Raw genomic sequence first — 24,811 nt, forward strand, 5'->3', positions numbered from 1 at the left:
CACCGACGACGCGATCGACTATCTGGAGTCGATCAGTCAGGGTTCACCGGATGATCCTCCACGACCTGCCCCGCGGTACCACGCTGTTTCGCGCGCACAGCCCGCAGTGGGCCAGCCGGCCCACCAGCGGTGCCGGGGCGGCAGCCAAGGACGGTCGCTTCAACCGGGAGGGTGTCGAGGCGCTGTATCTGTCGCTGGAGGAATTGACCGCGTTGCGCGAGTACCAGCAGACCTCGCCTTTCCTGTCGCCGTGCACGATGTGTTCGTACACCGTGGCGCTGCGCGGGCTGGTCGATCTGCGACAGCTCCACCACGGCGATCCTTGGGACGAGCTCTGGCACGACTGGCGCGAGGACTGGCGCCACCTGAAATTCGACCTGCACATCGAACCGCCCACCTGGGTGCTGGGCGACATGGTGCTGACGCACGGCCGCACGGGCATCCTGTTCCCCAGCCAGGCGAACGACGACCGCACCAACGTCGTGGTGTACGTGGATCAGCTCAAGGACGGCAATGCGGTCGAGGTCAACGATCCCGAAGGGCGGCTGCCCCGCGACCAATCCAGTTGGCAGCGCTGACGCCGCAGCGCCTGTCTCACCTGCCTGACTCTCGACTGTTCCAAACCTATCCCCAGGGGATAGCTGGAACAGACTGCCTTCCGGCGGCGGAAAAACCCGGCTGGCGCTGGCTGCGGTTTGTTGACTGACGGCCTTCCGGCCGATGCCGATGCTGACGACCCGTTCATTCGTCGCGAGTCGTCTCCATGGCCAACGAACCCCTGCAACTGAATCTCGGATCGCTGCGCAGCGCGATGTCGCTGACGCTGCACACCCACCACGCTTCGCGCATCTGGCACGGCCGCGCGCCTACCGAGGGGCGCCCCGGCATCATCGGTCTCAACGGCTTCATCAGTGCGATGAACAAGATGAAGCGCGGCGCCGAGCAGGACGACCCGTATTCCGACTGGTGGATGCTGCGCATCGAGGAAAAGCTGGCCGACACCAAGACCCGCTTGCAGGCGCTGCGCGAGCAGGTGGATCAGGCCTTGGCCGACGTGCCAGCGGCGCTGTCGCTGGGCGAGAACATGAACGTGCAGCCGGTGAAGCTGCCGCTGTTCGTCAACGCGCAGCTCGGCTTCATGGCGGTGTACCTATTGGCCGACTACGACGACCTGGCCCGCAAGCTCATCCTGGCGCATCACACGGCGCTGATCGACCGCAGCACGCTGGAGCGCTGGCTCAACGATGGCGCGCACGCCTTGCGCAGCCTGTTCTCCGTGGCCCAGCAGTACCGCTATTCAGGCACCGAGCGCAACGACTTCGCTGCGAACAACGCCGCGGCGCGTGCTGCACTGGAGAAATACGGGCCGCTGCCGCAGGAGGTGCTCGAAGGCACACACCGCTCGCGCTTCGCGCCGCCCCTGCTGCGCCGCACTCCACTGACCGCCATGCAGCGCGAACCTGCCGAGGCCAGGGCCAGCACACCGGCGGAAACCGCGGACGAGGCCGAAGCCGTTGCGACGGACGAGGACACCGCCAAGCCCGACAAACCCAAGAAGTCGGGGAAGTCCGCCAAGGCGGCCGAATCCACCGATTGGGATGCACCAGCATGACGGCGCAATCCTCCGCAGCGCCTCGGCACTTCATGCCCCTGGAACAGCCCGACTTCCAGCGACTGGAACATGCAGCCTACCTAAAAGGCCTTTTGAAGCCTTTTAAAGGTAAGGGAAGTCTGGAGGCCTGGGCCAGCCAATGTATGGCGCTGCGCGACGACTTGATCGCGCTTGCGATGAGACGAGTGCTGCCGCAGGCACGCACCTACCCCTTCAACCTGCTCGGCTCGCAACTGGCCCAGCAGACCACTGGCGCAGGCACGACCTTCCTGCGCTGGCGCAACCTCGACCGGTCCAGCATGGGTGTGACGCTGTGGCAGCACCTCATCGCCAGCCCGTCCACGCCCGATCGCCTGGTCGACGATCTCTACGCGATGGAGCTGCAGCGCATCGCGCTGAACATGCAGATCAGCCTGACTCACAGCATTGCCCGCCAGGCCCTGGAATGCGCCGACAAGATGTCCCAGGCCGAGGCGGTGTACCTGCGCCGTGTCCACCACGGGCACGGTGTTTCGATCCAACCCACCTCGCGACAGGAGGCACCATGAGCACGCATTTCAGCGGCGAAGGCAACATCGGTTCTGCGCCCGAGTACCGCGAGTTCACCAACGGCAACGACGAACCGCGGCGTCTGCTGCGCCTGAACGTCTACTTCGACAACCCGGTGCCGAAGAAGGACGGCGAATACGAGGATCGCGGCGGCTTCTGGGCGCCGGTGGAACTGTGGCATCGCGATGCCGAGCACTGGGCCAGTCTCTATCAGAAAGGCATGCGCGTACTGGTCGATGGCCGCACGGTGCGCGACGAGTGGGAGGATGCCGACGAGAACGAACGGGTCACGTTCAAGATCGAGGCCAGGCGCGTGGGCATCCTGCCGTATCGCGTCGAGGCGGTGGTGCTCGGCACCAAGCCGGCCGCCGGCCAATAGATGTCCTTCGAGGGCGGCTGTAGCAACCGTCAACCGCCCGCCATGCACCAGCTATCCCCTGGGGATAGCGTCATCGACGTTCATTGGTTTCCAGTCGCCCTCCCGACACGACGCTTCCGTAGCGCCTTCCGCAGCGACCTGCCCGCACCGCTGTGGGCGGCGTTTTCCTGCCGTCCACACAAATCGGTGTCCATCCCGTTCCGCTTCCTTGCTGTCGAGTTTTCCCTGCGCGGACATGCTGTCGTCCATCCGATCAACAGCACGTATCCGAGGAGGCTCCATGCGCGTGTTCCTGTGCGAGAAGCCTTCGCAAGGCAAAGACATCGCCCGCGTGCTGGGTGCCGGCCAGCGAGGTTCCGGCTGCTACAGCGGTTCGGGTACCGTCGTGACCTGGTGCATCGGTCATTTGGTCGAAGCGGTTCCGCCCGAGGGCTACGGCGAGCAGTACAAGCGCTGGTCCATCGAGCAACTGCCCATCCTTCCCGAGCGCTGGCGCGTCGAGCCCAAGGCCGCGACCGCCGCGCAGTTCAAGATCGTCAAACAGCTCATCAGCCAGGCCACCGCGCTGGTGATCGCCACCGATGCCGACCGCGAAGGCGAAATGATCGCCCGCGAAATCCTCGACCTGTGCGGCTACCGCGGCCCAATCCAGCGGCTGTGGCTGTTGGCGCTCAACGACGCCTCCATCCGCAAGGCACTCAGCGCGTTGAAGCCTTCGGCCGAGACACTGCCGCTGTACCACTCGGCCCTGGCCCGCTCGCGTGCCGACTGGCTGATCGGCATGAACCTGAGCCGGCTGTTCACCGTGCTCGGGCGTCAAGCCGGCTACCCGGGCGTGCTGTCGGTCGGTCGGGTACAGACCCCCACGCTGCGCCTGGTGGTCGACCGCGACCGCGAGATCGCCAGGTTCATATCCGTGCCGTACTGGACGGTCGAGGTCTTGCTGACTCAGTCAGGCCACGCCTTCAGCGCCCATTGGCTGCCGCCCGACGACACCACCGATGCGGCCGGACGCTGCCTCCAGCAGCCGGTGGCGCAGAACGCAGCTGATCGTATCCGCGCCGGTCGCGAAGCCCAGGTGGTGTCGGTCGAGACCGAGCGCGTGCCGGAAGCCGCACCGTTGCCGTTCGATCTGGGCACCTTGCAGGAAGTGTGTTCGCGCCAGCTCGGCCTTGATGTGCAGGAGACGCTGGACATCGCCCAGGCGCTGTACGAAACGCACAAAGCGACGACTTATCCACGCTCCGACTCGGGCTACCTGCCCGAAAGCATGCTGGCCGAAGTGCCGGCAGTCCTCGACGCCTTGCTCGCCACCGATCCCGACCTGCGACCGTTGATCGACAAGCTGGACCGCAGCCAGCGTTCGCGCGCGTGGAACGATGACAAGGTGACGGCTCACCACGGCATCATCCCAACGCTGGAGCCCACCCGGCTCTCGGCCATGTCGGAGAAGGAACAGGCGGTGTACGGCCTGATCCGGAGCCACTACCTGGCCCAGTTCCTGCCGCACCATGAGTTTGATCGGACGACAGCGGTGTTGACCAGCGGCGGCCAGACACTGCAGGCGACCGGCAAGCAGGTGGTCGTGCTGGGCTGGCGCCTGGCGTTGGCCAACGGTGGACCGGAGAGTTCGGATGATGAGCCGGCGCAGCGCAGTCAAATCCTGCCGCCGCTGACCAGCGGCATGCAGTGCGGCGTCGAGCAAGTCGAGTTGAAGGCGCTGAAGACCTTGCCACCCAAGCCCTACACCCAGGGCGAACTGATCAAGGCCATGAAGGGTGTTGCCAAGTTGGTGACCGACCCGCGACTGAAGCAGAAGCTCAAGGAAACGACGGGCATCGGCACCGAAGCCACGCGCGCCAGCGTCATCAACGGCCTGTTGGGCCGTGGCTATCTGCTGAAGAAAGGCCGTGCCATTCGTGCATCGGATGCGGCCTTCACGCTGATCGATGCGGTGCCGGTGGCGATTGCCGATCCGGGCACGACGGCAATCTGGGAACAGGCGCTGGACATGATCGAAGCCGGCCAGATGACGCTGGACACCTTCATCGAGAAGCAGTCGGCCTGGGTCACGCAGTTGGTCCAGCAGCACCGCGGCACCAGGTTGTCCCTCAAGCTGCCGCCGACGCCGACCTGCCCGTTGTGCACGTCGCCGATGCGCCAGCGCAGCGGCAAGAGCGGCATCTTTTGGTCGTGCAGCCGCTACCCAGACTGCAAGGGCACACTGCCTGTCGAATCTTCGGCGGGCAAACGCCCGGCGTCGCGCAAGCGGCGCGCGTCACCCAAGGCGTCCTGAAGCCTGAAAACACGTCTGCCGCGCCTGCCGCTCCCCCGGCGGCGAGGCATGCGCCCCGCGCGTTGCGGGGCATCCCCAGCACGCGATCCCTTCTGCGACGGTGTGCGCGTCCTGCCTGGCATGTGTGGCCATAGGGCGAGAAGGCAGTTGGTCCGCGAATGGCGCCCCACGCGATTCCCTTGATCCGCGGTTCTTCCGTTCACTCAGAAGAGTCTCCTGGCGCCTTGTCTCGCGAGCCGCCAGGAGACTCTTCGGGGTCGACGGTATTCGGTGCCGGTGCCCGCCGGTGAAAAAACGGGCGCCCTTTGTGCGCGGATGCGTGCCAGAGGATATCGACCCCAGCCACGATACCGGTCGAGTGCGATTGCTGGTGCAGCGGCGGCTTTGACGACGGCCCCACGCCTGTAGCAGCCCACGGGTGGCACTCCTTTGTCATCCAGCCGAAGGCCTCCAGCCTTCGGCACCTTGGTCTTTCCTTGTCCTGAAATACGCCGTCCGCACGGCCTACAACCTCTGCTCCCTGTTTCACAACCGGCTCCGCACTGCGGGGCCTTTTCGTGTGCGCTGCTGAATGGCGACAGCCTATCCAGTGCTTGGAAATCAGGAACCGCGCAGCTTCGATTTGTTGCACGACAAGCTCGCACTGCTCTCCGAAGCTAAGCCCATGCGTTGCTGACTCCGTCAGCGCCATGCCCAGGCAGCTCCGGTCTTCAAGGCTGCGCCGCGGAACCTTCCGCGTAGACCGAACCAGTCCGCTTCGCATCGCCCGCGCGGACGCCGCCGATACCTGGCGTCGATGCTTCGATCCACCTCACGGGAAGTTCCTTCATCCCGTCGGGATGGGCGCTTTCCATTTTCACCATGGAGAGCCCCATGTCCCTTGCTTCCACTTCGCCACCCATCACGGCACAGGCGGCCCGAGCCGACTCCATCGGCTACCTGGCCCTGACCTTTGTCGGCAAGCGCCTGCCTCTGCAGGTTCTTCGCAGTGCCGCTGGTTACTACATCGGCGCGTTCGATGACCACGACGGACCTTGCTCCCGCGAGTCCTTCGAGTACTTCCCCAGCCGCGACGCCGCAGCCAAAGCCCTGGCGACAGGCGCGTGGACGCAGCGCTCGCACCCGTGGTTGCCCCTGCCATCCAAGGAGATTCCTCATGAGCTTGTCATTGCCTCAAGAAGTGTTCGATCAGATCGCGCGGGAAGACGCGCATTTCACCAAGGCCCCGTCCGCGTTCTTCCAGGCCTGGAAGCGCGGTGCCGAGATCGCCGGCGCCGAGTGGTTCGGTGACGGCACCCGCGAAGGCTTGCAGCGTGCCACGACCAAGTGGGAGCTGCGGCCCAACATGCTGATGCTCAACGACGCCCTGGGTGTCCTGAGCAGTGGCCAGCGGATGTTCCTGTCCGCGATGGTGAGCTTCTACAACGCCCGCGAAGGCGGCGCGATGCTCAAGCGCTGCGGCTTCGAGGGACTGTCCGACTTCGGTGGCCTCGATCTGGAGCGGCGCAAGGTCATTGCCGACCTGGTCCTCAACTACAACGGTTGGTGAGCCTGCCTCGGCGTCGCACTCGCACCTTTTCTCCAACCCTACGAGGGACACGTGTCCCTGCCGGGGCCGTGTTCCTCCTCTTCATCTCAGGAGTGGCACATGTCCCTGACGCTCAGACAAATCGTCCGGCGGCTCAACGCACATCACGCGCGCACCAGCGCCGGGTTCTACGGCGACGGCCAACTGCCCGGCCGCTGGTTCAGAGCCCGACTCGTTCGCGGCACGACGCTGGAGGTCCATGACTGGATCACCTGGGTTGCCGTACCGAACGGCACGTGCTTCCGCGATCACAACGGCAGGCAGTTCCTGACCGTGATCTATCCCCCATCGGTCACACCGGCAGCAGGCATGCCCGCCCGCTGAGCAAGCACGATCCGTTTCCACCGCTCCGCCTGAGCGTCCACCACTTCATCCACCCGCTGGGGCTTAATCCCCAGCAGGGGATAGCTCCGCCTATTCTCTGCTGGAGAAATCCCATGTCCATCCAACCGAATCCATTCGTTCGCGGCTATCAGAACCTGCGCATCGTCCGCACGCTTTGCATCACCTACGAGGACGACAGCCCACCGGTCTGGCGGCCGCTTCATTCCAGCCAGGCGCATCTGCCTGACGATCAGGTCGCACAGTTCCCCTGCATCTTCTGCAACGACTTTGCCCTGATCACCGAGGGCCAGGAGATCAGCGAGGAACTCGAGGATCAATGCCAGATCGAGGGCATCGTGCGAACCGTGACCTATGCGGTTGCAGGCGATGACTTCGGACAGCCTGTCCATGTCGGCGACACCTATTCCGACGAGGTTGCACGCGAAGTCATCCGGCGCCTGACATTCGAGACCGGCTTCTACAGCCGCTGCTGGGAGATCAGTTCCGCCCACATCACCGAAGATGCCGGGCGCTACCTGGCCGAGCTGGCCGACATCGCCACGCCAACCCGGTTTCTGTTCGTCGCGTTCCGCATCCCGTACAGCCCGGCGATCGGGGTCAAGCTGATCGCCACGCCCTGGACGGATGAGAACCTCGGCCATGTCGAGGGGATCACGGCCGAAGACCTGCATCGGGAGCATCTCAAGAAGGCCATGCCCGAGAGCCTGGTCAACGTCCTGCACCTGGCGGCGCAGGCCGACGTGCGCATCCTGATCCTCGATGCGGACGCGCAGATCCTGGAAGGTCTACCGATCTTCGAGGAGTGATGTTCAAGCCCCAGCCCCTGTTCGCAGGGGCTTTTTTCGGTGCGCCCGGCAGGGCGCATTCACTCAGGGGTGAAAGTCCCCCGCACACCCGGCAAGGGGAAGTGCTAGCTAGAGGCAAGGGTTTCGCGGGCGACTGCGAGTCTGAAGGAAGCCCGAGGCAAATCGCTGGCCTGACGAACAGGAAGCGGATACGAGGCGGCATGGCGGGGTAAGCAGTCCGAAATCTGCGAAGCCCAATACTTGCACAGAACGCCATGACGTAGATCCGACAGGCATAAGCGTGAAAGTGGGTGCGCAATACCCGGGGAGATCTGCACGGTTGCCCATCAGGGCTACCGGCACCGTGAGGTGCCGGAATGACTGTGCAGAAGTCAGCAGAGGGCATAGTAGGTCGCGAGACTGAAGGCCTGAACGATTAATACCGAGAGTAGGACAGCCGATCTCGACAACCCACGATGACGCAGAAGTCCCCCAAGGGGGAGCCCTGCATGCCATGGCCGGACGGAATCCGGAAAGAAGCCCGCAGGGTGCTGAGGGGGGTGCGGCGACGGCTGGGCGAACGAAATCGGAGGACTACCTGCTCATGGAGCGGGTAGTCGAACCCAGCAACATGCGACGAGCGTACAAGCGAGTCCTGAAGAACCGAGGTGCAGCGGGCGTTGATCGCCTGACGGTCGAGGAGCTGAAGGATTGGCTGTTGGTGCACTGGTCAAGTGTGAAGACGGCACTGCTGGAAGATCGATACTTGCCACGGGCGGTGCGCCGAGTGGACATTCCCAAGCCTAATGGCGGGGTTAGAACACTCGGCGTTCCCACGGTGGTGGATCGACTTATCCAGCAGGCGCTCCATCAAGTACTGCAACCGATCTTCGAGCCAACTTTCTCCGATGGCAGCTACGGTTTCCGTCCACAGAGAAGTGCGCTCGATGCGGTCGCCAAGGCGAAAGAGTATGTGGCCGAAGGAAAGCACTGGGTGGTGGACATTGATCTGGAGAAATTCTTTGATCGAGTCAACCACGACGTGCTGATGGCTCGACTTGCCTATCGGGTGAAGGATGGTCGGTTACTGAGGTTGATTCGCCGTTTCTTGGAAGCGGGGATGATGGCCTATGGAGTGATCCAGCCCAGAAACGAAGGCACGCCTCAAGGTGGGCCACTGTCCCCGCTACTGTCGAATATCCTGCTGACCGATCTGGATCGGGAGCTGGAAAGAAGGCAGTTGAAGTTCTGCCGTTACGCTGACGACTGCAACATCTATGTTGGCAGCGAATGCACAGGGCAGCGGGCGATGGCGAACATCAGGGCCTTCTTGGAAGGTCATCTGAAGTTGCGTGTTAACGAGCAGAAAAGCGCAGTGGCACGGCCCTGGAAGCGAAAATTTCTGGGCTACGCGATCACGATCTATCGCAACGAGGTACGGGTGCGAGTGGCACCCGAAAGCCTCAGGAGACTGATGGACCGAGTTCGCGAGTTACTACGCAAGGGGCGAGGCCGGTCCTTGTCCCACACCCTCGAGGTGCTAAATCCCGTGTTGCGGGGTTGGGCAAACTACTTTCGGCTTACCGCGAACATGCGGACGCTGGACGAACTCGACTGGTGGCTGCGCCGAAAACTACGCTGCCTACTCTGGCGGCAGTGGAAGAACCCGAAGACCCGTGAACGACGGCTCATCTCACTTGGGCTTAGGCCGGAGCGTGCGTGGAAGTCGAGCGCAAATGGGCGAGGGCCTTGGTGGAACTCGGCATCCAAGCACATGAATCAGGCAGTACCGACGTTGTACTTCGCCAAAATGGGGCTGGTCTCGCTGCGCAGCACTGTGCAGGGACTCCAGCGTATTAGTTGAACCGCCGTATGCGGAACCGCACGTACGGTGGTGTGAGAGGGCTGGGGGAGTAATCCCCCACCCTACTCGATCCTGCTGGAAACCGACCAGGCCGCAGTGCGGATTTCCAGTCGGCAGATCGATGAAGCCGGTGCACTCTGAGCCCATGTTCCGCTGACTTCGGTCAGCAACATGCCCAGGTAGCCATCGACCTTCAAGGCTACGGTGTGGTTCGCCGCACAGGTCGTTGTTCATCCCCGGCGCATCCCGCGCCATTCAGCTCAACCCACCAGGGGCTCCCAACCCCGGTGGCGGGCGGGCGTCCCTGGGTTTTCTTCTAGGAGATTCCCATGGACCACGCTCTCATCCGCTCTCAAATGCCCACCCTGGTCGCAGGCCATGTGCCTCGCAATGCCAGGTCGTTCAAGTTCAACATCTACGATGGCACGCCGCAGAAAACCATGCTGGGCTTCGCGGCCGATCCCAATCCGTTCCAAGGCAAGGTGATCGCGGTCACCGACGACGCGATCGTTGTGAAGGTCAAGCCGACCCAGTTCGCAGTCATCGATCGCTATCTGGTCACTGCTGTTCCAGCCGAGGGCAGCAAAGTGGAAGTCATCCCGTATGCACGGCGCCACTTCGATGGTCAGCGCGTCGGCACGCCTCGGGAGAAGACGGAGTATCTGGCCGATGGCAGGCCCTACACCGTCAAGTCGGTGATTCTGGGCGACGCCACCGCGGAGCTGCCTGTGCCACAGGCACGCTGCCCGGAACTGGCCGAGCTGATCCAACAGTTGCAGAAGCTGCCCGCACCAGACGGTCATCGGTACATCAGCCACCTGCTGGTTGACGCCAATGCCCGGGACTTCTCGCTGGTCGATCCCAAGCCGCACGACATCATCGCCACGCCGCCGGCCATCCGTTTCACCGTCGAGACCGGCAAGTTCAGTGGTCAGGTCACGGTGAGCTACGACCGCGGCGGCGACGTCTACGTGGTTGAACTGCACCACGGCGGTGAATCCATCGAGCGCGTCGATGAAGTCTATTTCGACGATCTCGGTGACACGCTGGAGCGCTTGATCGATGACGGCAGTTGGCGCCTCATCCGGGTGGAAACGCTCTCCGGCAACGCGCGCAGCGCGCGGCACTGAAACCAACCCTTGTGTTCCTTCACTGCCCCTCGATCGAGGGGCTTTTCTTTGGTTCATGGCCCCGGTCGTCGAACAATCGGGAAGATCGCTGATGCCGATTCCTTCTAGCAGCCCGCGTCTGTAGGAGCCACGCTGCTGCCATGTTCCGCTGACACCCGTCAGCAGCATGCCCAGGTAGCCAAGGTCTTCAAGGCTACGACGCGGTTCCGGCCGCGTTGATCACCCCAGTTCGCTCTCGGCATCCATAGCGCGAACGTCCGTCGAGTCATCGATGGAGATGCCACGGCAGTTGTTCCCGGGTCTCACGATCCATAACCCGCGCGGGGGTTTCCACACCTCCCCGCCAGGGTCGGTGTGTCTCCGCTTTTCTTGTTCTCAAGTCTGGAGATTCACCATGACCACTTCATCCGAAAAATCGTTCTTCGACCTGCACATCACTGGCCTCGGGTATCTCAATCGCATCCGCGAAGTGAAGCCCAAGAAAGGTGAGCCGTTCCTGGCCTGCGACATCGCAGCGCTCAATGGTCCGAGCAACGCTCCCGAGTACCGCCGTTTCGACGTGCGGGTGTCCGGCAGCGAAGCTCAGCATCTGGTCCGCCGTTGCGAAGATGCCGTCAAGGCCGAACGCAAGGTGCTGATCGGCTTCCGCCTCGGCGACCTGTGGACCGACATCTTCACCTACTCCAAGGGGAAGAATGCCGGCCAGCAGGGCGTCAGCCTGAAGGCCCGCCTGCTCTTCGTGAGTTGGATCAAGATCGATGGCGAGATGGTCTACAAGGCCGAGCCCAAGACGACCGATGACGCGGCGAACGAGGATGCACCAGCATCCTCCAGCGCGTCGGTAGCCCAGGACGCGCCCGCATCCGAAGCCGCCGCCAATGACGACGCTGATGCACCCGCTGACGCACCGGCCCTGGCCGAGTCGTTCTGATCTGCAAGGTCCCGTGCGCATGCACCGGGGCCTTGTTTTCTTCCCCTTCGATCGAGCACCGCTTGCGCTTCGGCGCCGGCGGCACGCGATCGCTCATTCGTCGAAAGGAGCTATCCATGATCAATGTTCCAGGCCAACTGGCCATCAAGACCATCCACGGTCGCAACGGCGACTTCAACGTCGGCCGTCTGGCGACTTCCATCGGCGAGTTCGTCATCAAGAATGCCGAACTCGACCAGTACGCCGAAGGCAAGTACGACGGCGACTTCATCATCACCGAGATCCGGCCCTCCACCTACAACACCAGTGGGCGGATGGTGATCGAGATTCGCGCCCACCTGGGCGGTATGACCTTGTCCAGCATCGATCCCCTGAGCCGTGACGAAGCCCGCCGGCTGAGTCCGCAGGAAGTCGATCCGATCGACGAAGAGGCGCAGGCACTTGTGCCTGTCGCAGCCCCGGCACCTGCCAAGGCGAAGGGTCGCAAGACCCGCGATCCGCTGGTCGACACCACGCCGTTCGGCACGGAGAAAGCAGCGAAGCCGTCTCTCGAAGCCTCGGCCGAGGAAGACGACACCGTGCTGTTCGGCGCGCTTTGGCCGCTGGGCGACATCGTCAAGCTCGATCCGGCCGTGGATCGTCGTGTCCTGCGTCAGCAGCGCGACCGCCTCGGGGTGCTGGGTTATTCGTTCGCCCCGTTGTCTCAGGACTGGCACCTCGCCACCGCCTGATCCATCCGCCGCGCAAGCGGTCTGCCACCACCCGCCGGGGTTCTTCCCCGATGGGGAGGACTCCGGCCTTTTCTTCAAGGAGAACTCTCATGGGCTGGTATTTCTCAAGGCAATCCCGCCATCAACTGATCCAGGAGCTGATCGAACCCCGCGACAACGAGCAGCTTCGCGCGGAGACCGTCGCACACACCTTGCGCGGCAACGTGCTGTGGTCCGTCGTGCGCATCACCGCCAAGCAGGAAGGCATCAAGCCGGGCCTTGGGGTTGGCGACTCCTATCACTACATCCGCTGCGACCTGCTGGAAGGCTCCGGCAATGAATGGGGCTACAAGCCGATGGATGAGTCGATGCACCCGTACTACTACTCGTGCCCGCTCAGCTATCTGGCGATGGCGCCCGAGCAGTCCCCCGAGTGGCGCGAAGGCGTGCGTGCCTACCACGCGCGTCGTCGCACGCCGACCCTACCGGCTACGCCGGTGTCGGCCTGATCACAGGAGGCTCACGATGGACCCTATCCTCGCGTCTCTTCCGGCATCGCTGCTGTCCTTCGTCGAAGACCAGTTGTCCAACAACGACGTCTCGCCCGACGAGGAACTGCTCGACCTCTTCATCGCCAACGGCCTCACCGATGAGCAGGCACGGCAGGCGTTGACCTACCGCGACCGCTACTCGGCCAACGTCTACCTGGAAGGCTTCACGCCGATCCGCAAGGCAGACGAGGCGCTTCGTTTCAATCCGGCCACCCGGCAGTTCAAGCCGGACTGAGTCATTCCTTTTCCACCCCACGGGGCAGTGCTTGCCCCAGCGGGCATTGCTGTCCCTTTCTTTTATCCAAGAGGACATCACCATGCCTGCACACTCCGATCCCAAGCCGCTCTACCGCATCGACGAATGCCCCGACCTGATGGCCGATGGCTGCGTCGGCGACGAACAGGGCAATCTCGTGTTCCTTTCCATCTGGGCGCGCGACACCGCCATCCAGGAGTTCCTGGCACGCCTGACCCTCGGGCGCGACGAACAGGGGCTGGACCAGTTCCACGTCATCACCGAACAGGGCGGATCGATCCCGGTCTTCGTCGGCAACGTCGAGAACCTGGAGAAACGCTCCACGCGCGTCTTCCGGCGCACGCTGTTCGGTTCCATGGTCAACCTGTGGCTGTTCGACCGCCGCTGCGTGAAGCCCGACAAGGCCAACGCCAGCGCGCTGGCCCTGCTGCCCAGGGATTCATCGCATCGCACCGATCGGCTGTGGACGCTGGTGCAGGACACCTGCCCACTGCCGTTGCTCGATCACTGGCGCGACACCGTGCTGGAACTGCTGCAAGCCCGCGCGATGCTGAGCCGCCTGCCATCCGCCATCGGCGCGTTGGAAGGTCATCGGCTGGCGGTCGACGTCCCGGCGTTGACCACCGCGCTGGGTGACCTGATCCGCAACGGCACCCTCGGGGCGTCACGGTACGAACTGGCCTCGGGCACACCGCTTCGGCGCGTGGCCTGAGCCATTCCCCTGTACGGGCAAGCGCGGTGCGCGTGCCCGTCTTCCTTCATCCCACTTCCTTCCAGGAGATTCCCATGGCACTCATGTTCCCGCGCCTCGCGCGCAACTTCATCAAGAACGGCTATTTCCCGACCGATGAACCCACATTGGAACGGGCATTGTCCGCACTGGCGCCAGCCTCTGGCCCGCTCTCCATCCTCGATCCCTGCGCCGGCGAAGGCGTGGCGATTGCCGAAGCTGCGCACGCCCTCGGGCGCGAGCAGGTTTCGGCTTATGCCGTCGAGTACGACGCCGAGCGTGCCCGCCACGCCCGGCAACTGATCGATCGTTGCCTCCACGGTGACCTGATGGACGCGCTGATCAGCCGGCAGAGCTTCGGCCTGTTGTGGCTGAACCCGCCGTATGGCGACCTCTCCAAGGACGTCAACGGCAACATCGGCTATCAGGGCCAGGGTCGTGCCCGGCTGGAGAAGTTGTTCTATCAGCGCAGCCTGCCGCTGCTGCAATACGGCGGTGTGCTGATCTTCATCGTGCCGTCCTACGTGCTCGACGCCGAGCTGGTCGGATGGCTGACGCGCCATTTCGCAGACCTGCGGATCTACCGTGCGGTGGAGGCGCAGTTCAAGCAGGTGGTGATCTTCGGTCGGCGGGTTCGCCAGCGCGACCAGGCGTCGGACTCGGCCAAAGCCGTGCGCGGGCTGCTGTTGCAGATCGGGCAAGGCGATGCCGAGGCCGAGGAACTGCCAGTGGAATGGCCGTTCCTGCCGTACACCGTCCCAGTGTCTCCCGCGGAGCCGGAGCACTTCTATCGCGTGACGATGGAGCCTGAGCAGTTCGCCGATGAAGTCGGCCGACTGCAGGGGCTATGGCCGTCGCTCGACACCCACCTGGGGGCCGCGCAGCAGTCGCTGCGTCCACCGGCGCGGGCCTTGTCCCACTGGCATCTCGCTCTGGCCTTGGCCGCGGGCGCGATCTCGGGCGTCGTGACCTCGAAGAGCGGCAGAACGCTCGTCGTGAAAGGTGATACCCACAAGGAGAAGACTCTCCAGACGGAATACACCGAGCGCGACGACGGCTCCGTGGCCGAGACACGCATCCTCACCGACAAGTTCGTGCCGGTCATCCGCGCCTGGGACATGACACCGGGCTCCGCCACGCGGGGCGAGGTGCTGACCATCCGCTGATCGTTGTTCCCCGACGGCAAGCCGCCAGTGCTTCGCCGCCTTCTTTGTCCACCCACCGGGGTCATGTCGCCCCGATGGGGTGCCGTGGCCTCTTTTTCTTTCTGAAGGAGAAATCACCATGGCACTCGCTGTTCTCAATCTCGTCTCGCAACCACGGTTCCCATCCGGACAAGTGGTCATGACCGCCGGCATCAACGATCTGGTCCAGCAGGGTCAGTTCAATCCGGTGCCATATCTGCGCCGCCACCTTCGTTGCGACTGGGGCGATCTCGATGACTGCGACCGGCGTTCCAACGACGCTGCGTTGAAGTCCGGAGACCGTCTGTTCTCGTCCTATCAGGTCACGCCCGACCTGAAGCTCTGGATCATCACCGAGTGGGACCGCAGCGTCACCACGCTGCTGCTGCCATCCGAGTACTGATCGTCCTCTGACGGCTCGGCCGTCTTTCTCTTCCCGCCCCTGGGGCATGCCATCGCCCCGCAGGGGTCGGTGCATGCCCCGTCTTCATTGGAGCATCACCATGTCACTCGATCTCGAAACTGTTCCCGACGTGCCCGCGCAGGGCGACCTGCTCGAAGCCGCATCTTCTCCGCTCGCCATCAGCCTGACCGACTTCGTGTCGGAGTTCGGCGACGAGCTGCTCGACTCGCTCAACCGTGCCAATCCCCCGGTCTACACCGGCCAGGTGCGGGTGCATCGGCAACTCATCCTCGCAGCCCTCAAGCGCAAGCTGTTCCAGGCGCAAGCCGATGTGGTCCATGCCGTCACCGAGCTGCTGGTCGATAGCGGTGAACGCGCCGCGATCGTCAATGGCGAGATGGGCTGCGGCAAGACGACGGTGGGTATTGCCACCGCCGCCGTGCTCAACGCCGAAGGCTACCGCCGCACCTTGGTTCTTTCTCCGCCGCATCTGGTCTACAAGTGGCGGCGGGAAATCCAGGAGACGGTGGCCGGCGCCAAGGTCTGGGTGCTCAACGGCCCGGACACGCTGGTCAAGCTGCTGAAGCTGCGCGAACAGTTGGGTGTACCGGCGCAGGGTCAGGAGTTCTTCGTCCTGGGCCGCGTGCGGATGCGGATGGGGTTCCACTGGAGGCCCGTCTTCACCCGGCGGCGCACGCCCCACGGCGACATGGCGGCGTGCCCGGACTGCGGCCACATCATCACCGACCTCGACGGCGAACCGATCAACCCGGTCGAACTCGAAGCCGAGGAGTCCCGCCGCAAGTGCAGCCATTGCGCCGCACCGCTGTGGACGCTGATCCGTCCCAGGGGCTTGTCCGACAGTGACCAGTCCTCGACCGTGCTCAAGGCGCTGAAGCGTATTCCCACGATTGGCGAAGTCACCGCGCAGAGGCTGATGCAGAAGTTCGGTGACGCCTTTCTCGCGTCGATGCTCGGGGACAACATCCACGAGTTCATCAACCTGATGGATGGCAACGGCGAGCTGGTCTTCTCGGACCGGCAAGCCCATCGCATGGAACGTGCGATGGCCAACATGGAGTTCGGCTTCGGCGAGGGCGGCTACCAGCCGTCCGAGTTCATCAAGAGGCAGCTTCCCCAAGGCACGTTCGACCTGCTCATCGCCGACGAGGCGCACGAGTACAAGAACGGCGGCTCCGCACAGGGCCAGGCCATGGGGGTTTTGGCGGCCAAGGCGCGCAAGACGCTGCTGCTCACCGGCACGCTGATGGGCGGCTACGGCGACGACCTGTTCCACCTGCTGTTCCGCGCCCTGCCTGGGCGGATGATCGAAGACGGCTACCGGCCGACCAAGCAAGGTTCCATGACGTCGGCTGCGATGGCGTTCATGCGCGATCACGGCGTGCTCAAGGACATCTACTCCGAGAGCACGGGCACGGCGCACAAGACCGCCAAGGGCACCAAGGTATCGGTGCGCACGGTCAAGGCGCCGGGCTTCGGTCCGAAGGGCGTGCTGCGTTGCGTCCTGCCGTTCACCGTCTTCCTCAAGTTGAAGGACATCGGCGGCAACGTGCTGCCGCCCTACGACGAGGAGTTCCGTGAGGTCACGATGGACACGGCGCAAGCCGCGGCCTATCGCGATCTGGCGGGACGGCTGACCGCGGAGCTGAAGCAGGCCCTGGCGAAGCGCGACACGACGCTGCTGGGTGTGGTCCTCAACGTGCTGCTGGCCTGGCCGGATTGCTGCTTCCGGTCGGAGACGGTGGTGCATCCGCGCACGCGCAACACCCTGGCCTTCGTCCCGGCTCAGTTCAACGAGCTGGAGGTGATGCCCAAGGAGCGCGAGCTGATCGAGATCTGCAAGCAGGAGAAAGCAGAAGGTCGCAAGACCCTGGTCTATACGGTCTACACCGGCACGCGCGACACCACATCGCGCCTGAAGGTGCTGCTGGAGCAGGAAGGCTTCAAGGTGGCGGTGCTGCGCGCGAGCGTGGATGCCTCCCGCCGGGAAGACTGGATCGCCGAGCAGTTGGACCGCGGCATCGACGTGCTCGTCACCAATCCCGAGCTGGTGAAAACCGGCCTGGACCTGTTGGAGTTCCCGACGATCGTGTTCATGCAGTCGGGCTACAACGTGTATTCGCTGCAGCAGGCCGCCCGGCGCTCATGGCGCATCGGCCAGAAACAGCCGGTGCGCGTGATCTACCTCGGCTACGCCAACTCCTCGCAGATGACCTGCCTGGGGCTGATGGCCAAGAAGATCATGGTGTCCCAGAGCACGTCGGGAGACGTGCCGGAGTCCGGGTTGGATGTCCTCAACCAGGACGGCGACTCGGTGGAGGTGGCACTGGCGCGGCAGTTGGTGCATTGAGCGTTGCTGGACTTGGCGGCCCCTTCGGGGGCCGCTTCCTTTTCAGCAAAGCCCGCGGGCTTTCCGTTCCTTGTCCCGCAGTTCTCGATCCAGCGGCAGGTATATAGATCACGTCGGGAGGGGTGTCCGAGCACCAGGTCCACTTGTGTAGCCGGTGCCCCCCCTTGGGAAATGGGGCGCCGCGCGTTTCGGATTTTCGGCATCCCGCGCAGCAAGGTTCTGCAATGGTGAAGGCATCCCGTCACCGTGGGGTGCCACATGCTGCCGTCTCTGTCTCGTTTCCACTGCATCTTCGCCGTGCTCAGCGGCCTGCTGTCCGGCTGCACGACGACGCCGGCCACCCCTGACCGTATAGAAGCGCCGCCCGACGAGACAGCTTCGGAGCAGCGACTGGTGCCCGTGGCCCGCTATGGGCGCTACACCCTGGTCGAGCTGGTGCCGGAACCTGCGCAGCGTGATCTCTTGCAGCAGGCGGTGGAGGTCTCTATTCCACCCATGCTTGATGCCAGCGTGGGCGATGCGATGCGCCATGTGCTGCTGCGCTCGGGCTACCGCCTGTGCGACGGCACCGAGGCCGCCGCGCTCTATGCGTTGCCACTGCCTGCCGCACATCTGCACCTCGGCCCGCTCCTGCTGCGCGATGCCCTGTTGGTCTTGGCCGGCCCGGCTTGGGCGCTTTCGGTCGATGACCGGACGCGCGAGGTCTGCTTCAACCGGTCCGCCGACGCCGCGGAGGTGCAGTCATGAGCATCCTCCCGGCATCGTCCGCGCCGGGCGCCCGCACGCGCTGGCTCAAGATCGCCGCGACCGTCTGGCTGCTGCTCACAAGCACCTTGGCCGTCGTCAACAGTGTCGGTCTGTCGCATCTCACCGAACAGGCCGAGGCCAGTGCGCAGGACGCCCAGGTCCAGGCGCTGGGCCTGCGGCTGGCCGAACTCGAACAGCAGGCCGAGGTGGACAGGCGCCGGCCTGCGCCGCTCAGCCAGGCCGAATTCGCCACCGCGCAACAGGCGCTGGACGAGCGCATCGCGCGTATCGAGGCCGCACAGTCCGCGGACAGCCTCGCCATTGACCTGCAGACCTTGCAGGCCCGTGTGCACGGCATCGAAACCCGTTTGGAGAAAGCCCGCAAAACTACCGCCGTCGCCGCCCGTCGAGCCCCCGAGGTGACAAAGCCGGCGCTGCCGGTTCCACCGTTCCAGGTGGTCGGCGTGGAACTGCGCGGCGGCGAGCGCTTCCTGTCGATCGCACCCGTGGTCGCCACCTCGCTCGGCAGTGTCCGGCTGCTGCGCGAGGGTGATGCCGATGGCGGCTGGCACCTGCAATCCATCGAGGCTCGCGCCGCCGTGTTCCGCGTGGACGGCCAAGTGCAGCGCCTTGCCGTGCCGTAGGAGGGCGGACCATGATCCTGCGGCCGATGCTCGCTGCCGTTCTGCTGTTCGCCGCCATGGGCGCATCCGCACAGCCGGCTGCGGTGACGGACGCCCGCGTGGTTCCCAGCCAGGTACAGCCCAACACCGATGCGACGCTCAACGAGCGCCAGGCGCGGGACTGGGGCCTGCAACCCGAGGAGTGGGCACGCTTCCGACAATTGATGCAGGGGCCGCTTGGCGTGCATTCCCCCCAGCTCGACCCGCTCACGGCCCTGGGCATCGAGGCCCGCAGCGACGAGGAGCGCAGGCGCTACGCGGAGCTGCAGGTACGGATGGAGACCCGGCGCGTCGAGAAGCTGCTCGCCTACCAGCGCGCCTATGACGCGGCCTGGCAGCGCCTCGCGCCCGGCCAGCCGCGCGTGAACCTGCCCGGCGCAAAGACGACGGCCGCTGGCAACACCGGCTCCGGTCGGCTCGCCGTCTTCGTCAAGGCCGACTGCACTTCCTGCGCGCAGCGCGTGCAGCAGTTGCAGGCCGCGGGCACCGCCTTCGATCTCTACATGGTCGGCAGCCGCCAGGACGATGCGCGCATCCGCCAGTGGGCCACCCAGGCGGGCATCGACCCGGCCCGGGTGCGCGCCCGCACCATCACGCTCAACCACGACGCCGGGCGCTGGCTGTCGCTCGGCCTGCCCGGTGAACTGCCGGCCGTGGTGCGCGAGGTGAACGGGCAATGGCAGCGCCAGTAGCCACTCAACGCCGCCGCGCCCTGTGGGGCGCCTGCGCCGCGCTGCTCGCCACCGGCGCATCGGCCTTTGCCACGCCGCCGCGCGAAGTCCCGCCGCCGGCCTATCAACTGGCGGCGCAGCGTGCGGGCGTGCCGGCGCCGGTGCTGTACGCCGTGGCCCTGCAGGAGAGCGGCACCCGGCTGCGCGGGCGCCTGGTGCCCTGGCCGTGGACGCTCAACGTCGCCGGCAAGCCGTACCGCTATGCCACCCGCGCCGAGGCCTGCGCGGGACTGCGCCAGGCACTCAAGCGCACGTCCGCCACCCGCATCGACGCTGGGCTCGGCCAGGTCAATCTCGGCTACCACGCGCAGCGCTATGCGCAGCCCTGCGAGCTGCTGGACCCGTACCGCAACCTCGCCATCGCCGCCGAGATCCTGCGCGAGCAGCACACGCCCGGCGAGGACTGGCTGCTCGCCATCGGCCGCTACCACCGCCCGGCCGGGGGCGCCCCCGCAGCGCGCTACCGGCGCAGCGTGCACCGGCACCTGACCCGCGTGCTCGGCCCTGGCGCTCCCGTTACAACCCTCCAGGCCACCACGCCATGAACCACATCGTTCTCATCGCCGCCATCGGTCTGCTGTCCACGACCACTGCCTTCGCCCAGCCGACTTCCGCGCCGCTGATCGTGGTCGAGGACCGTGGCGGCGCATCCGCGTTGCCGTACTACCAGCCCTTGAATCCGCAGCCGGACGGCACCGCGCGGCCAGCCCCGCTGCCACGCCCGCGCGTGGGTAACTCGGCCGAGGCCGAAGCCGCGATGCTGCCAGTGCGCTCGGCGAACCTGTCGCCGGGTGACGTGCCGCGCCGCGTGATCCGCGCGCCGGGCCTGACGCCGCTGTTCCTGGTCGGCGACGACGCACGCTCGCGCGCCTGGCTGCGGCAGCGCCACGCCGCGCTGCGGGAGCTGGGCGCCGTGGGCCTGGTGGTCAACGTGGAATCGACGGCGGCGCTGGTCGAGCTGCGCCGCCTGGCGCCCGGCCTGACCCTCGCGCCGGCCTCGGGCGACGACCTGGCCCAGCGCCTGGGCCTGCGCCACTACCCGGTGCTCATCACCGCCACCGGCATCGAGCAGTGAGACGATGGCGCAGCCGCATGCGGTGGAAGTTCTGCTCCGTCCCGCGGTGGAGCTTTACACCGTGGCGGTCTGCGCCGGCGCCGCGCTTCTGTGCCTGGTGGCACCGTGGTCGCTTGCGCTGAATCCGCTGCTGGGCCTGGGAACGGCGCTGGCCTTCCTGACCTTCGGCGCCATCCGCCTGCATGACGCCTGGGCGATCCTGCGCTATCGGCGCAACATCCGCCGCCTGCCGCGCTATGTGATGACCAGCCGCAACGTGCCGGTGAGCCAGCAGCGCCTGTTCATCGGCCGGGGCTTCAAGTGGGAGCAGCGGCACACGCACCGGTTGATGCAGACCTACCGTCCGGAGTTCCGCCGCTTCGTGGAGCCGACCGCGATCTATCGCGCGGCGCGGCGGATGGAGGAGCGGTTGGAGTTCGCGCCGTTTCCACTATCGAAGCTCGCACGGGTCCTGGCCTGGGACAGCCCTTTCAACCCGGCCCGGCCGCTGCCACCGGTGGGCGGACAGCCACGGCTGCACGGCATCGAACCCCACGAGACCGACGTGACGCTGCCGCTGGGCGAGCGCGTGGGCCACTCGCTGGTGCTCGGCACCACGCGCGTGGGCAAGACGCGGCTGGCCGAGCTGTTCATCACGCAGGACATCCGTCGCTGCAATGCGGCCGGCGAGTACGAGGTGGTGATCGTTATCGACCCCAAGGGCGATGCCGACCTCTTGAAACGCATGTACGTGGAGGCCAAGCGCGCGGGGCGCGAAGGCGAGTTCTACGTCTTCCACCTGGGCTGGCCGGACATCTCGGCGCGTTACAACGCGGTGGGCCGCTTCGGGCGCATCTCCGAGGTCGCCACCCGCATCGCGGGCCAGCTCTCCGGCGAAGGCAACAGCGCTGCCTTCCGCGAGTTCGCCTGGCGCTTCGTGAACATCATCGCCCGCGCCCTGGTCGAGCTGGGGCAGCGGCCCGACTACCTGCTGATCCAGCGCCACGTCATCAACATCGACGCGCTGTTCATCGAGTACGCCCAGCACTACTTCGCCAAGAACGAACCGAAGGCCTGGGAGGTCATCGTCCAGCTCGAAGCCAGGCTCAACGAGAAGAACATCCCGCGCAACATGATCGGGCGCGAGAAGCGCGTGGTCGCCCTTGAGCAGTACCTGTCGCAGGTGCGCGTCTACGACCCAGTGCTCGACGGCCTGCGCAGCGCCGTGCGTTACGACCGGACCTACTTCGACAAGATCGTCGCCTCGCTGCTGCCTCTGCTGGAGAAGCTGACCACCGGCAAGATCGCGCAACTGCTGGCGCCGAACTATTCGGACCTGTCCGACCCGCGGCCGATCTTCGACTGGATGCAGATCATCCGTAAACGCGCGGTGGTCTACGTGGGCCTGGATGCGTTGTCCGATGCCGAAGTGGCCGCAGCGGTGGGCAACTCCATGTTCTCCGACCTCGTTTCCGTCGCGGGGCACATCTACAAGTTCGGCATCGACGACGGCCTGCCCGGATCGGCGACCGGCGTGAAGGTGCCCATCAACGTCCACGCCGACGAGTTCAACGAACTCATGGGCGACGAGTTCATCCCGATGGTCAACAAGGGGGGCGGTGCCGGCGTGCAGGTGACGGCCTACACGCAGACGCTCAGCGACATCGAGGCGCGCATCGGCAACCGCGCCAAGGCAGGCCAGGTGATCGGCAACTTCAACAACCTGTTCATGCTGCGCGTGCGAGAGACCGCCACCGCAGAACTGCTGACGCGGCAACTGCCCAAGGTCGATGTCCATGCCACCGCGATCATGAGCGGCGCCACCGACAGCTCCGATCCGCTCGGCAACACCGCCTTCACGTCCAGCACCCAGGACCGCATCAGCACGACCAGCGTGCCGCTGATCGAGCCCGCACATGTGGTGGCCTTGCCCAAGGGGCAGTGCTTCGCGCTGATCGAGGGCGGCATGCTCTGGAAAGTCCGCATGCCCTTGCCGGCCCCCGACCCCGACGAAGCCATGCCCCAGGATCTGCAGCAGCTGGCCGGCTACATGCGCCAGCACTACGTCGAGGCCGGCGACTGGTGGGAGAACCAGAGCCTGCCCGGCCTGCAGGACAGCGCGCTGCCCACCGACCTGCTGGACGACTTCAAGCAGATGGCGGCCGCCGCTGACGGAGCGGAAGCATGAGCGATCCGGCCGTCGCGGCCCAGCGCCAGCAGCAACGACAGCAAGGGCTGATCGCCGGCCTGGTCACGTTGCCGTTCCGCTTCTTCGGCGTGCTGTGCGGCGCGCTGCTGCTGTGCATCCTGATCGAATGCGTCGGCATGCACTTCTTCTGGCCCGATCAGGGCTGGCGCCACGCGCAGGGCATGCTGCACTACGAGCTGGATCAGCTCTCCACGCACTTCACGCGCAGCGCCCTGGTGCAGGAGCCGGGGCGCACCGCGAACCGGATCGTCGAACACGGCTACGACTGGCTGTTCGTGAAAAGCGGCCTGCTGGACTGGATACGCGATGCCTCAGCGCAGACCAGCGCCGGCAGCCATCGCCCGACCAAGGATTTCCGCTACTACATCGGACTGGTCTACGTGAACGTGGAGAGCTACCTGATCGCTGCGACCTACACGACGCTGGTCTTCCTCGTGCGGCTGCTGGTGCTGTGCCTGACCTTACCGCTGTTCCTGATGGCCGCCTTCGTCGGGCTGGTGGACGGCCTGGTGCGCCGAGATGTGCGCCGCTTCGGCGCCGGCCGCGAGTCGGGCTTCATCTACCACCGAGCGAAGGCCGCGCTGATGCCGCTGGCTGTGCTGCCCTGGGTGATCTACCTCGCATTGCCGGTGAGCGTGAACCCGCTGCTGATCCTGCTGCCCAGCGCCGCACTGCTCGGCGTGGCCGTGTGCATCGCGGCGGCGACGTTCAAGAAGTACTTGTGAAACACCCAGGAGCGTCACTCACGCCGGTTCAGTGGGGCGAACGCGCAGCGGTGCGCCGGGCGCACTGCTGCGCGTGTACCGGCTGGGCTGCGAACTGACCGGGGGATTCTTTCGCTGATTTCGCCGGAGAAAATCAGCCGCAAGTGCTTGTCACGGCACTAATTTCACTGGTTTCGCTAGTTTCTCCGTGTGCTTTCGTCGAGTGCAGTACCATCTGAAATCAGCAGGGGTTGCCCAAGGCACGCGGCGCGACTCGCACCTACAGCTTCGGAGGCAGGCCAGATGCAGCAGCTGCGATGCTACGGCGACGACAGAAACAATGGGTTCTGCGTGCATTGCGGCGGGCCAAGCGAAACCATCGATCACGTCCCGTCGAAAGTTCTCTTGGATGAGCCGTATCCAGAGAATCTCATGGCGGCTCCGGCGTGCCGTGAATGCAACAACGGCCTTTCACTCGACGAAGAATATCTGGCCTGTTTGCTCGAATGTGTCATCGCCGGGGACATCGCACCCGAAAAACTGCACAGGGCCAAGATTGGCCGTATCTTGCGGGCGAACTCCTCGCTGTTGACCCGATTGCAGCGGGCACGCACAGATGGTGCAGAAGGCCCCGTCTGGGCAGCCGAAAACGACCGCGTGAGTCGCGTCATCCTCAAATTGGCTCGTTGTCATGCTGCATTCGAACTCAACGAGCCACAACTCCACGAACCATCACGCCTCGGATTCAAGCCGCTGTCGCTCATGACGGAAAAAGAGCGCGCCGCATTCGAAAGCGATGACGACGCGTTCGATGTCTGGCCGGAAGTCGGGAGCCGTGCGATGCAGAGGCTGCTTGTGGCGGGCACCGACACTTTCACCGAGGGATGGTTGGCCGTGCAAGAAGGAAACTATCGCTTCCGTACCAGCCAAGCCAATGGGCTGACCGTGAAAATCGTCCTTCGGGAATATCTCGGGTGCGAAGTCGTCTGGGACTGATCC

Annotated in this window: 26 protein-coding genes and 1 pseudogene; all 27 read left to right on the forward strand. The window is 65.0% G+C overall.

Annotated features, from left to right (window positions below):
• The first annotated feature begins 50 nt into the window (after nucleotides 1–50).
• The 27 genes and pseudogenes from OUY36_RS06105 to OUY36_RS06235 all read left to right on the forward strand — a co-directional run bounded on the left by OUY36_RS06105 (nucleotide 51) and on the right by OUY36_RS06235 (nucleotide 24,808).
• Nucleotides 51–578 (forward strand): RES family NAD+ phosphorylase, encoded by a 528-nt coding sequence (locus tag OUY36_RS06105; RefSeq protein WP_267937184.1) that lies wholly within the window; start codon nucleotides 51–53, stop codon nucleotides 576–578.
• A 185-nt stretch (nucleotides 579–763) separates the two neighbouring features.
• Entirely contained in the window at nucleotides 764–1,612 is an 849-nt protein-coding gene (locus OUY36_RS06110) for a PFL_4669 family integrating conjugative element protein (protein ID WP_267937186.1), read from the forward strand.
• Nucleotides 1,609–2,160: a DUF3158 family protein gene (locus OUY36_RS06115; protein ID WP_267937188.1), complete on the forward strand. Its 552-nt coding sequence runs from the start codon at nucleotides 1,609–1,611 to the stop codon at nucleotides 2,158–2,160. The genes OUY36_RS06110 and OUY36_RS06115 overlap by 4 nt, the downstream gene beginning before the upstream one ends.
• Nucleotides 2,157–2,540: a single-stranded DNA-binding protein gene (locus OUY36_RS06120; RefSeq protein ID WP_020685569.1), complete on the forward strand. Its 384-nt coding sequence runs from the start codon at nucleotides 2,157–2,159 to the stop codon at nucleotides 2,538–2,540. Before OUY36_RS06115 ends, OUY36_RS06120 begins: the two co-directional genes overlap by 4 nt.
• A 280-nt stretch (nucleotides 2,541–2,820) precedes the next feature.
• Nucleotides 2,821–4,836, forward strand: coding sequence for a DNA topoisomerase III (locus tag OUY36_RS06125; RefSeq protein WP_267937194.1), 2,016 nt, complete (start codon nucleotides 2,821–2,823; stop codon nucleotides 4,834–4,836).
• Nucleotides 4,837–5,709: 873 nt separating this feature from the next.
• Nucleotides 5,710–5,961: pseudogene (locus OUY36_RS06130) on the forward strand (hypothetical protein); the annotation flags it as partial.
• Nucleotides 5,962–5,992: 31 nt separating this feature from the next.
• Entirely contained in the window at nucleotides 5,993–6,385 is a 393-nt protein-coding gene (locus OUY36_RS06135; RefSeq protein ID WP_020685575.1) for a hypothetical protein, read from the forward strand.
• Between the two features lie 99 nt (nucleotides 6,386–6,484).
• On the forward strand, nucleotides 6,485–6,748 hold the full coding sequence (locus OUY36_RS06140) for a hypothetical protein (RefSeq protein WP_267937197.1): 264 nt from the start codon (nucleotides 6,485–6,487) through the stop codon (nucleotides 6,746–6,748).
• Between the two features lie 113 nt (nucleotides 6,749–6,861).
• Nucleotides 6,862–7,575 carry a DUF5983 family protein gene (locus OUY36_RS06145; protein WP_267937200.1) on the forward strand — a complete coding sequence of 238 codons (714 nt, stop codon included), beginning with the start codon at nucleotides 6,862–6,864 and terminating at the stop codon, nucleotides 7,573–7,575.
• 418 nt (nucleotides 7,576–7,993) lie between these two features.
• On the forward strand, nucleotides 7,994–9,418 hold the full coding sequence (gene ltrA / locus OUY36_RS06150; RefSeq protein WP_442807062.1) for a group II intron reverse transcriptase/maturase: 1,425 nt from the start codon (nucleotides 7,994–7,996) through the stop codon (nucleotides 9,416–9,418).
• A 329-nt stretch (nucleotides 9,419–9,747) separates the two neighbouring features.
• The gene (locus OUY36_RS06155) at nucleotides 9,748–10,548 is read left to right on the forward strand and encodes a GTPase (protein WP_267937205.1); all 801 of its coding nucleotides are present in this window, start codon (nucleotides 9,748–9,750) and stop codon (nucleotides 10,546–10,548) included.
• A gap of 394 nt (nucleotides 10,549–10,942) precedes the next feature.
• Nucleotides 10,943–11,479, forward strand: coding sequence for an STY4534 family ICE replication protein (locus OUY36_RS06160; RefSeq protein WP_267937207.1), 537 nt, complete (start codon nucleotides 10,943–10,945; stop codon nucleotides 11,477–11,479).
• 116 nt (nucleotides 11,480–11,595) lie between these two features.
• Nucleotides 11,596–12,210, forward strand: coding sequence for a DUF3275 family protein (locus OUY36_RS06165; protein ID WP_267937209.1), 615 nt, complete (start codon nucleotides 11,596–11,598; stop codon nucleotides 12,208–12,210).
• Between the two features lie 89 nt (nucleotides 12,211–12,299).
• Nucleotides 12,300–12,698, forward strand: coding sequence for a hypothetical protein (locus OUY36_RS06170; protein WP_042927345.1), 399 nt, complete (start codon nucleotides 12,300–12,302; stop codon nucleotides 12,696–12,698).
• 16 nt (nucleotides 12,699–12,714) lie between these two features.
• Entirely contained in the window at nucleotides 12,715–12,975 is a 261-nt protein-coding gene (locus tag OUY36_RS06175; protein ID WP_267937214.1) for a hypothetical protein, read from the forward strand.
• Between the two features lie 82 nt (nucleotides 12,976–13,057).
• The gene (locus OUY36_RS06180) at nucleotides 13,058–13,708 is read left to right on the forward strand and encodes a hypothetical protein (RefSeq protein WP_267937217.1); all 651 of its coding nucleotides are present in this window, start codon (nucleotides 13,058–13,060) and stop codon (nucleotides 13,706–13,708) included.
• Between the two features lie 74 nt (nucleotides 13,709–13,782).
• The gene (locus OUY36_RS06185) at nucleotides 13,783–14,892 is read left to right on the forward strand and encodes a DUF6094 domain-containing protein (RefSeq protein ID WP_267937220.1); all 1,110 of its coding nucleotides are present in this window, start codon (nucleotides 13,783–13,785) and stop codon (nucleotides 14,890–14,892) included.
• Nucleotides 14,893–15,010: 118 nt separating this feature from the next.
• Nucleotides 15,011–15,313 carry a hypothetical protein gene (locus OUY36_RS06190; RefSeq protein ID WP_267937223.1) on the forward strand — a complete coding sequence of 101 codons (303 nt, stop codon included), beginning with the start codon at nucleotides 15,011–15,013 and terminating at the stop codon, nucleotides 15,311–15,313.
• Nucleotides 15,314–15,413: 100 nt separating this feature from the next.
• On the forward strand, nucleotides 15,414–17,684 hold the full coding sequence (locus OUY36_RS06195; protein WP_267937226.1) for a helicase-related protein: 2,271 nt from the start codon (nucleotides 15,414–15,416) through the stop codon (nucleotides 17,682–17,684).
• A gap of 258 nt (nucleotides 17,685–17,942) precedes the next feature.
• Complete coding sequence (gene pilL2, locus OUY36_RS06200) at nucleotides 17,943–18,431, forward strand: PFGI-1 class ICE element type IV pilus protein PilL2 (RefSeq protein WP_020685587.1); 489 nt, start codon at nucleotides 17,943–17,945, stop codon at nucleotides 18,429–18,431.
• Nucleotides 18,428–19,075 (forward strand): hypothetical protein, encoded by a 648-nt coding sequence (locus OUY36_RS06205; RefSeq protein WP_020685588.1) that lies wholly within the window; start codon nucleotides 18,428–18,430, stop codon nucleotides 19,073–19,075. Before pilL2 ends, OUY36_RS06205 begins: the two co-directional genes overlap by 4 nt.
• 11 nt (nucleotides 19,076–19,086) lie before the next feature.
• Complete coding sequence (locus OUY36_RS06210) at nucleotides 19,087–19,806, forward strand: TIGR03759 family integrating conjugative element protein (protein ID WP_267937232.1); 720 nt, start codon at nucleotides 19,087–19,089, stop codon at nucleotides 19,804–19,806.
• Complete coding sequence (locus OUY36_RS06215) at nucleotides 19,791–20,390, forward strand: transglycosylase SLT domain-containing protein (protein WP_267937234.1); 600 nt, start codon at nucleotides 19,791–19,793, stop codon at nucleotides 20,388–20,390. Before OUY36_RS06210 ends, OUY36_RS06215 begins: the two co-directional genes overlap by 16 nt.
• Nucleotides 20,387–20,920, forward strand: a complete 534-nt coding sequence (locus OUY36_RS06220; protein ID WP_267937236.1) for an integrating conjugative element protein — start codon at nucleotides 20,387–20,389, stop codon at nucleotides 20,918–20,920. Before OUY36_RS06215 ends, OUY36_RS06220 begins: the two co-directional genes overlap by 4 nt.
• A gap of 4 nt (nucleotides 20,921–20,924) precedes the next feature.
• Nucleotides 20,925–23,087: a type IV conjugative transfer system coupling protein TraD gene (gene traD / locus OUY36_RS06225; protein ID WP_267937238.1), complete on the forward strand. Its 2,163-nt coding sequence runs from the start codon at nucleotides 20,925–20,927 to the stop codon at nucleotides 23,085–23,087.
• Complete coding sequence (locus OUY36_RS06230; RefSeq protein WP_267937240.1) at nucleotides 23,084–23,833, forward strand: TIGR03747 family integrating conjugative element membrane protein; 750 nt, start codon at nucleotides 23,084–23,086, stop codon at nucleotides 23,831–23,833. Before traD ends, OUY36_RS06230 begins: the two co-directional genes overlap by 4 nt.
• Before the next feature lie 282 nt (nucleotides 23,834–24,115).
• Nucleotides 24,116–24,808 carry a hypothetical protein gene (locus OUY36_RS06235; protein ID WP_267937242.1) on the forward strand — a complete coding sequence of 231 codons (693 nt, stop codon included), beginning with the start codon at nucleotides 24,116–24,118 and terminating at the stop codon, nucleotides 24,806–24,808.
• Nucleotides 24,809–24,811: the final 3 nt, after the last annotated feature.

This window comes from Stutzerimonas sp. R40042 (genome assembly GCF_026642215.1).
Taxonomy (GTDB): domain Bacteria; phylum Pseudomonadota; class Gammaproteobacteria; order Pseudomonadales; family Pseudomonadaceae; genus Stutzerimonas; species Stutzerimonas frequens.

Bases quoted from the DNA above. Each gene is read 5' to 3' on its own strand.
- OUY36_RS06210 (WP_267937232.1), top strand. From the start codon at position 19,087: ATGATCCTGCGGCCGATGCTCGCTGCCGTTCTGCTGTTCGCCGCCATG.
- OUY36_RS06180 (WP_267937217.1), top strand. From the start codon at position 13,058: ATGCCTGCACACTCCGATCCCAAGCCGCTCTACCGCATCGACGAATGC.
- OUY36_RS06135 (WP_020685575.1), top strand. From the start codon at position 5,993: ATGAGCTTGTCATTGCCTCAAGAAGTGTTCGATCAGATCGCGCGGGAA.
- OUY36_RS06205 (WP_020685588.1), top strand. From the start codon at position 18,428: ATGAGCATCCTCCCGGCATCGTCCGCGCCGGGCGCCCGCACGCGCTGG.
- OUY36_RS06195 (WP_267937226.1), top strand. From the start codon at position 15,414: ATGTCACTCGATCTCGAAACTGTTCCCGACGTGCCCGCGCAGGGCGAC.
- OUY36_RS06235 (WP_267937242.1), top strand. From the start codon at position 24,116: ATGCAGCAGCTGCGATGCTACGGCGACGACAGAAACAATGGGTTCTGC.
- OUY36_RS06175 (WP_267937214.1), top strand. From the start codon at position 12,715: ATGGACCCTATCCTCGCGTCTCTTCCGGCATCGCTGCTGTCCTTCGTC.
- OUY36_RS06125 (WP_267937194.1), top strand. From the start codon at position 2,821: ATGCGCGTGTTCCTGTGCGAGAAGCCTTCGCAAGGCAAAGACATCGCC.
- OUY36_RS06145 (WP_267937200.1), top strand. From the start codon at position 6,862: ATGTCCATCCAACCGAATCCATTCGTTCGCGGCTATCAGAACCTGCGC.
- OUY36_RS06115 (WP_267937188.1), top strand. From the start codon at position 1,609: ATGACGGCGCAATCCTCCGCAGCGCCTCGGCACTTCATGCCCCTGGAA.
- OUY36_RS06165 (WP_267937209.1), top strand. From the start codon at position 11,596: ATGATCAATGTTCCAGGCCAACTGGCCATCAAGACCATCCACGGTCGC.
- OUY36_RS06230 (WP_267937240.1), top strand. From the start codon at position 23,084: ATGAGCGATCCGGCCGTCGCGGCCCAGCGCCAGCAGCAACGACAGCAA.
- OUY36_RS06155 (WP_267937205.1), top strand. From the start codon at position 9,748: ATGGACCACGCTCTCATCCGCTCTCAAATGCCCACCCTGGTCGCAGGC.
- OUY36_RS06170 (WP_042927345.1), top strand. From the start codon at position 12,300: ATGGGCTGGTATTTCTCAAGGCAATCCCGCCATCAACTGATCCAGGAG.
- OUY36_RS06220 (WP_267937236.1), top strand. From the start codon at position 20,387: ATGAACCACATCGTTCTCATCGCCGCCATCGGTCTGCTGTCCACGACC.
- OUY36_RS06140 (WP_267937197.1), top strand. From the start codon at position 6,485: ATGTCCCTGACGCTCAGACAAATCGTCCGGCGGCTCAACGCACATCAC.
- pilL2 (WP_020685587.1), top strand. From the start codon at position 17,943: ATGCTGCCGTCTCTGTCTCGTTTCCACTGCATCTTCGCCGTGCTCAGC.
- traD (WP_267937238.1), top strand. From the start codon at position 20,925: ATGGCGCAGCCGCATGCGGTGGAAGTTCTGCTCCGTCCCGCGGTGGAG.
- OUY36_RS06110 (WP_267937186.1), top strand. From the start codon at position 764: ATGGCCAACGAACCCCTGCAACTGAATCTCGGATCGCTGCGCAGCGCG.
- OUY36_RS06190 (WP_267937223.1), top strand. From the start codon at position 15,011: ATGGCACTCGCTGTTCTCAATCTCGTCTCGCAACCACGGTTCCCATCC.
- OUY36_RS06105 (WP_267937184.1), top strand. From the start codon at position 51: ATGATCCTCCACGACCTGCCCCGCGGTACCACGCTGTTTCGCGCGCAC.
- OUY36_RS06160 (WP_267937207.1), top strand. From the start codon at position 10,943: ATGACCACTTCATCCGAAAAATCGTTCTTCGACCTGCACATCACTGGC.
- OUY36_RS06120 (WP_020685569.1), top strand. From the start codon at position 2,157: ATGAGCACGCATTTCAGCGGCGAAGGCAACATCGGTTCTGCGCCCGAG.
- OUY36_RS06215 (WP_267937234.1), top strand. From the start codon at position 19,791: ATGGCAGCGCCAGTAGCCACTCAACGCCGCCGCGCCCTGTGGGGCGCC.
- OUY36_RS06185 (WP_267937220.1), top strand. From the start codon at position 13,783: ATGGCACTCATGTTCCCGCGCCTCGCGCGCAACTTCATCAAGAACGGC.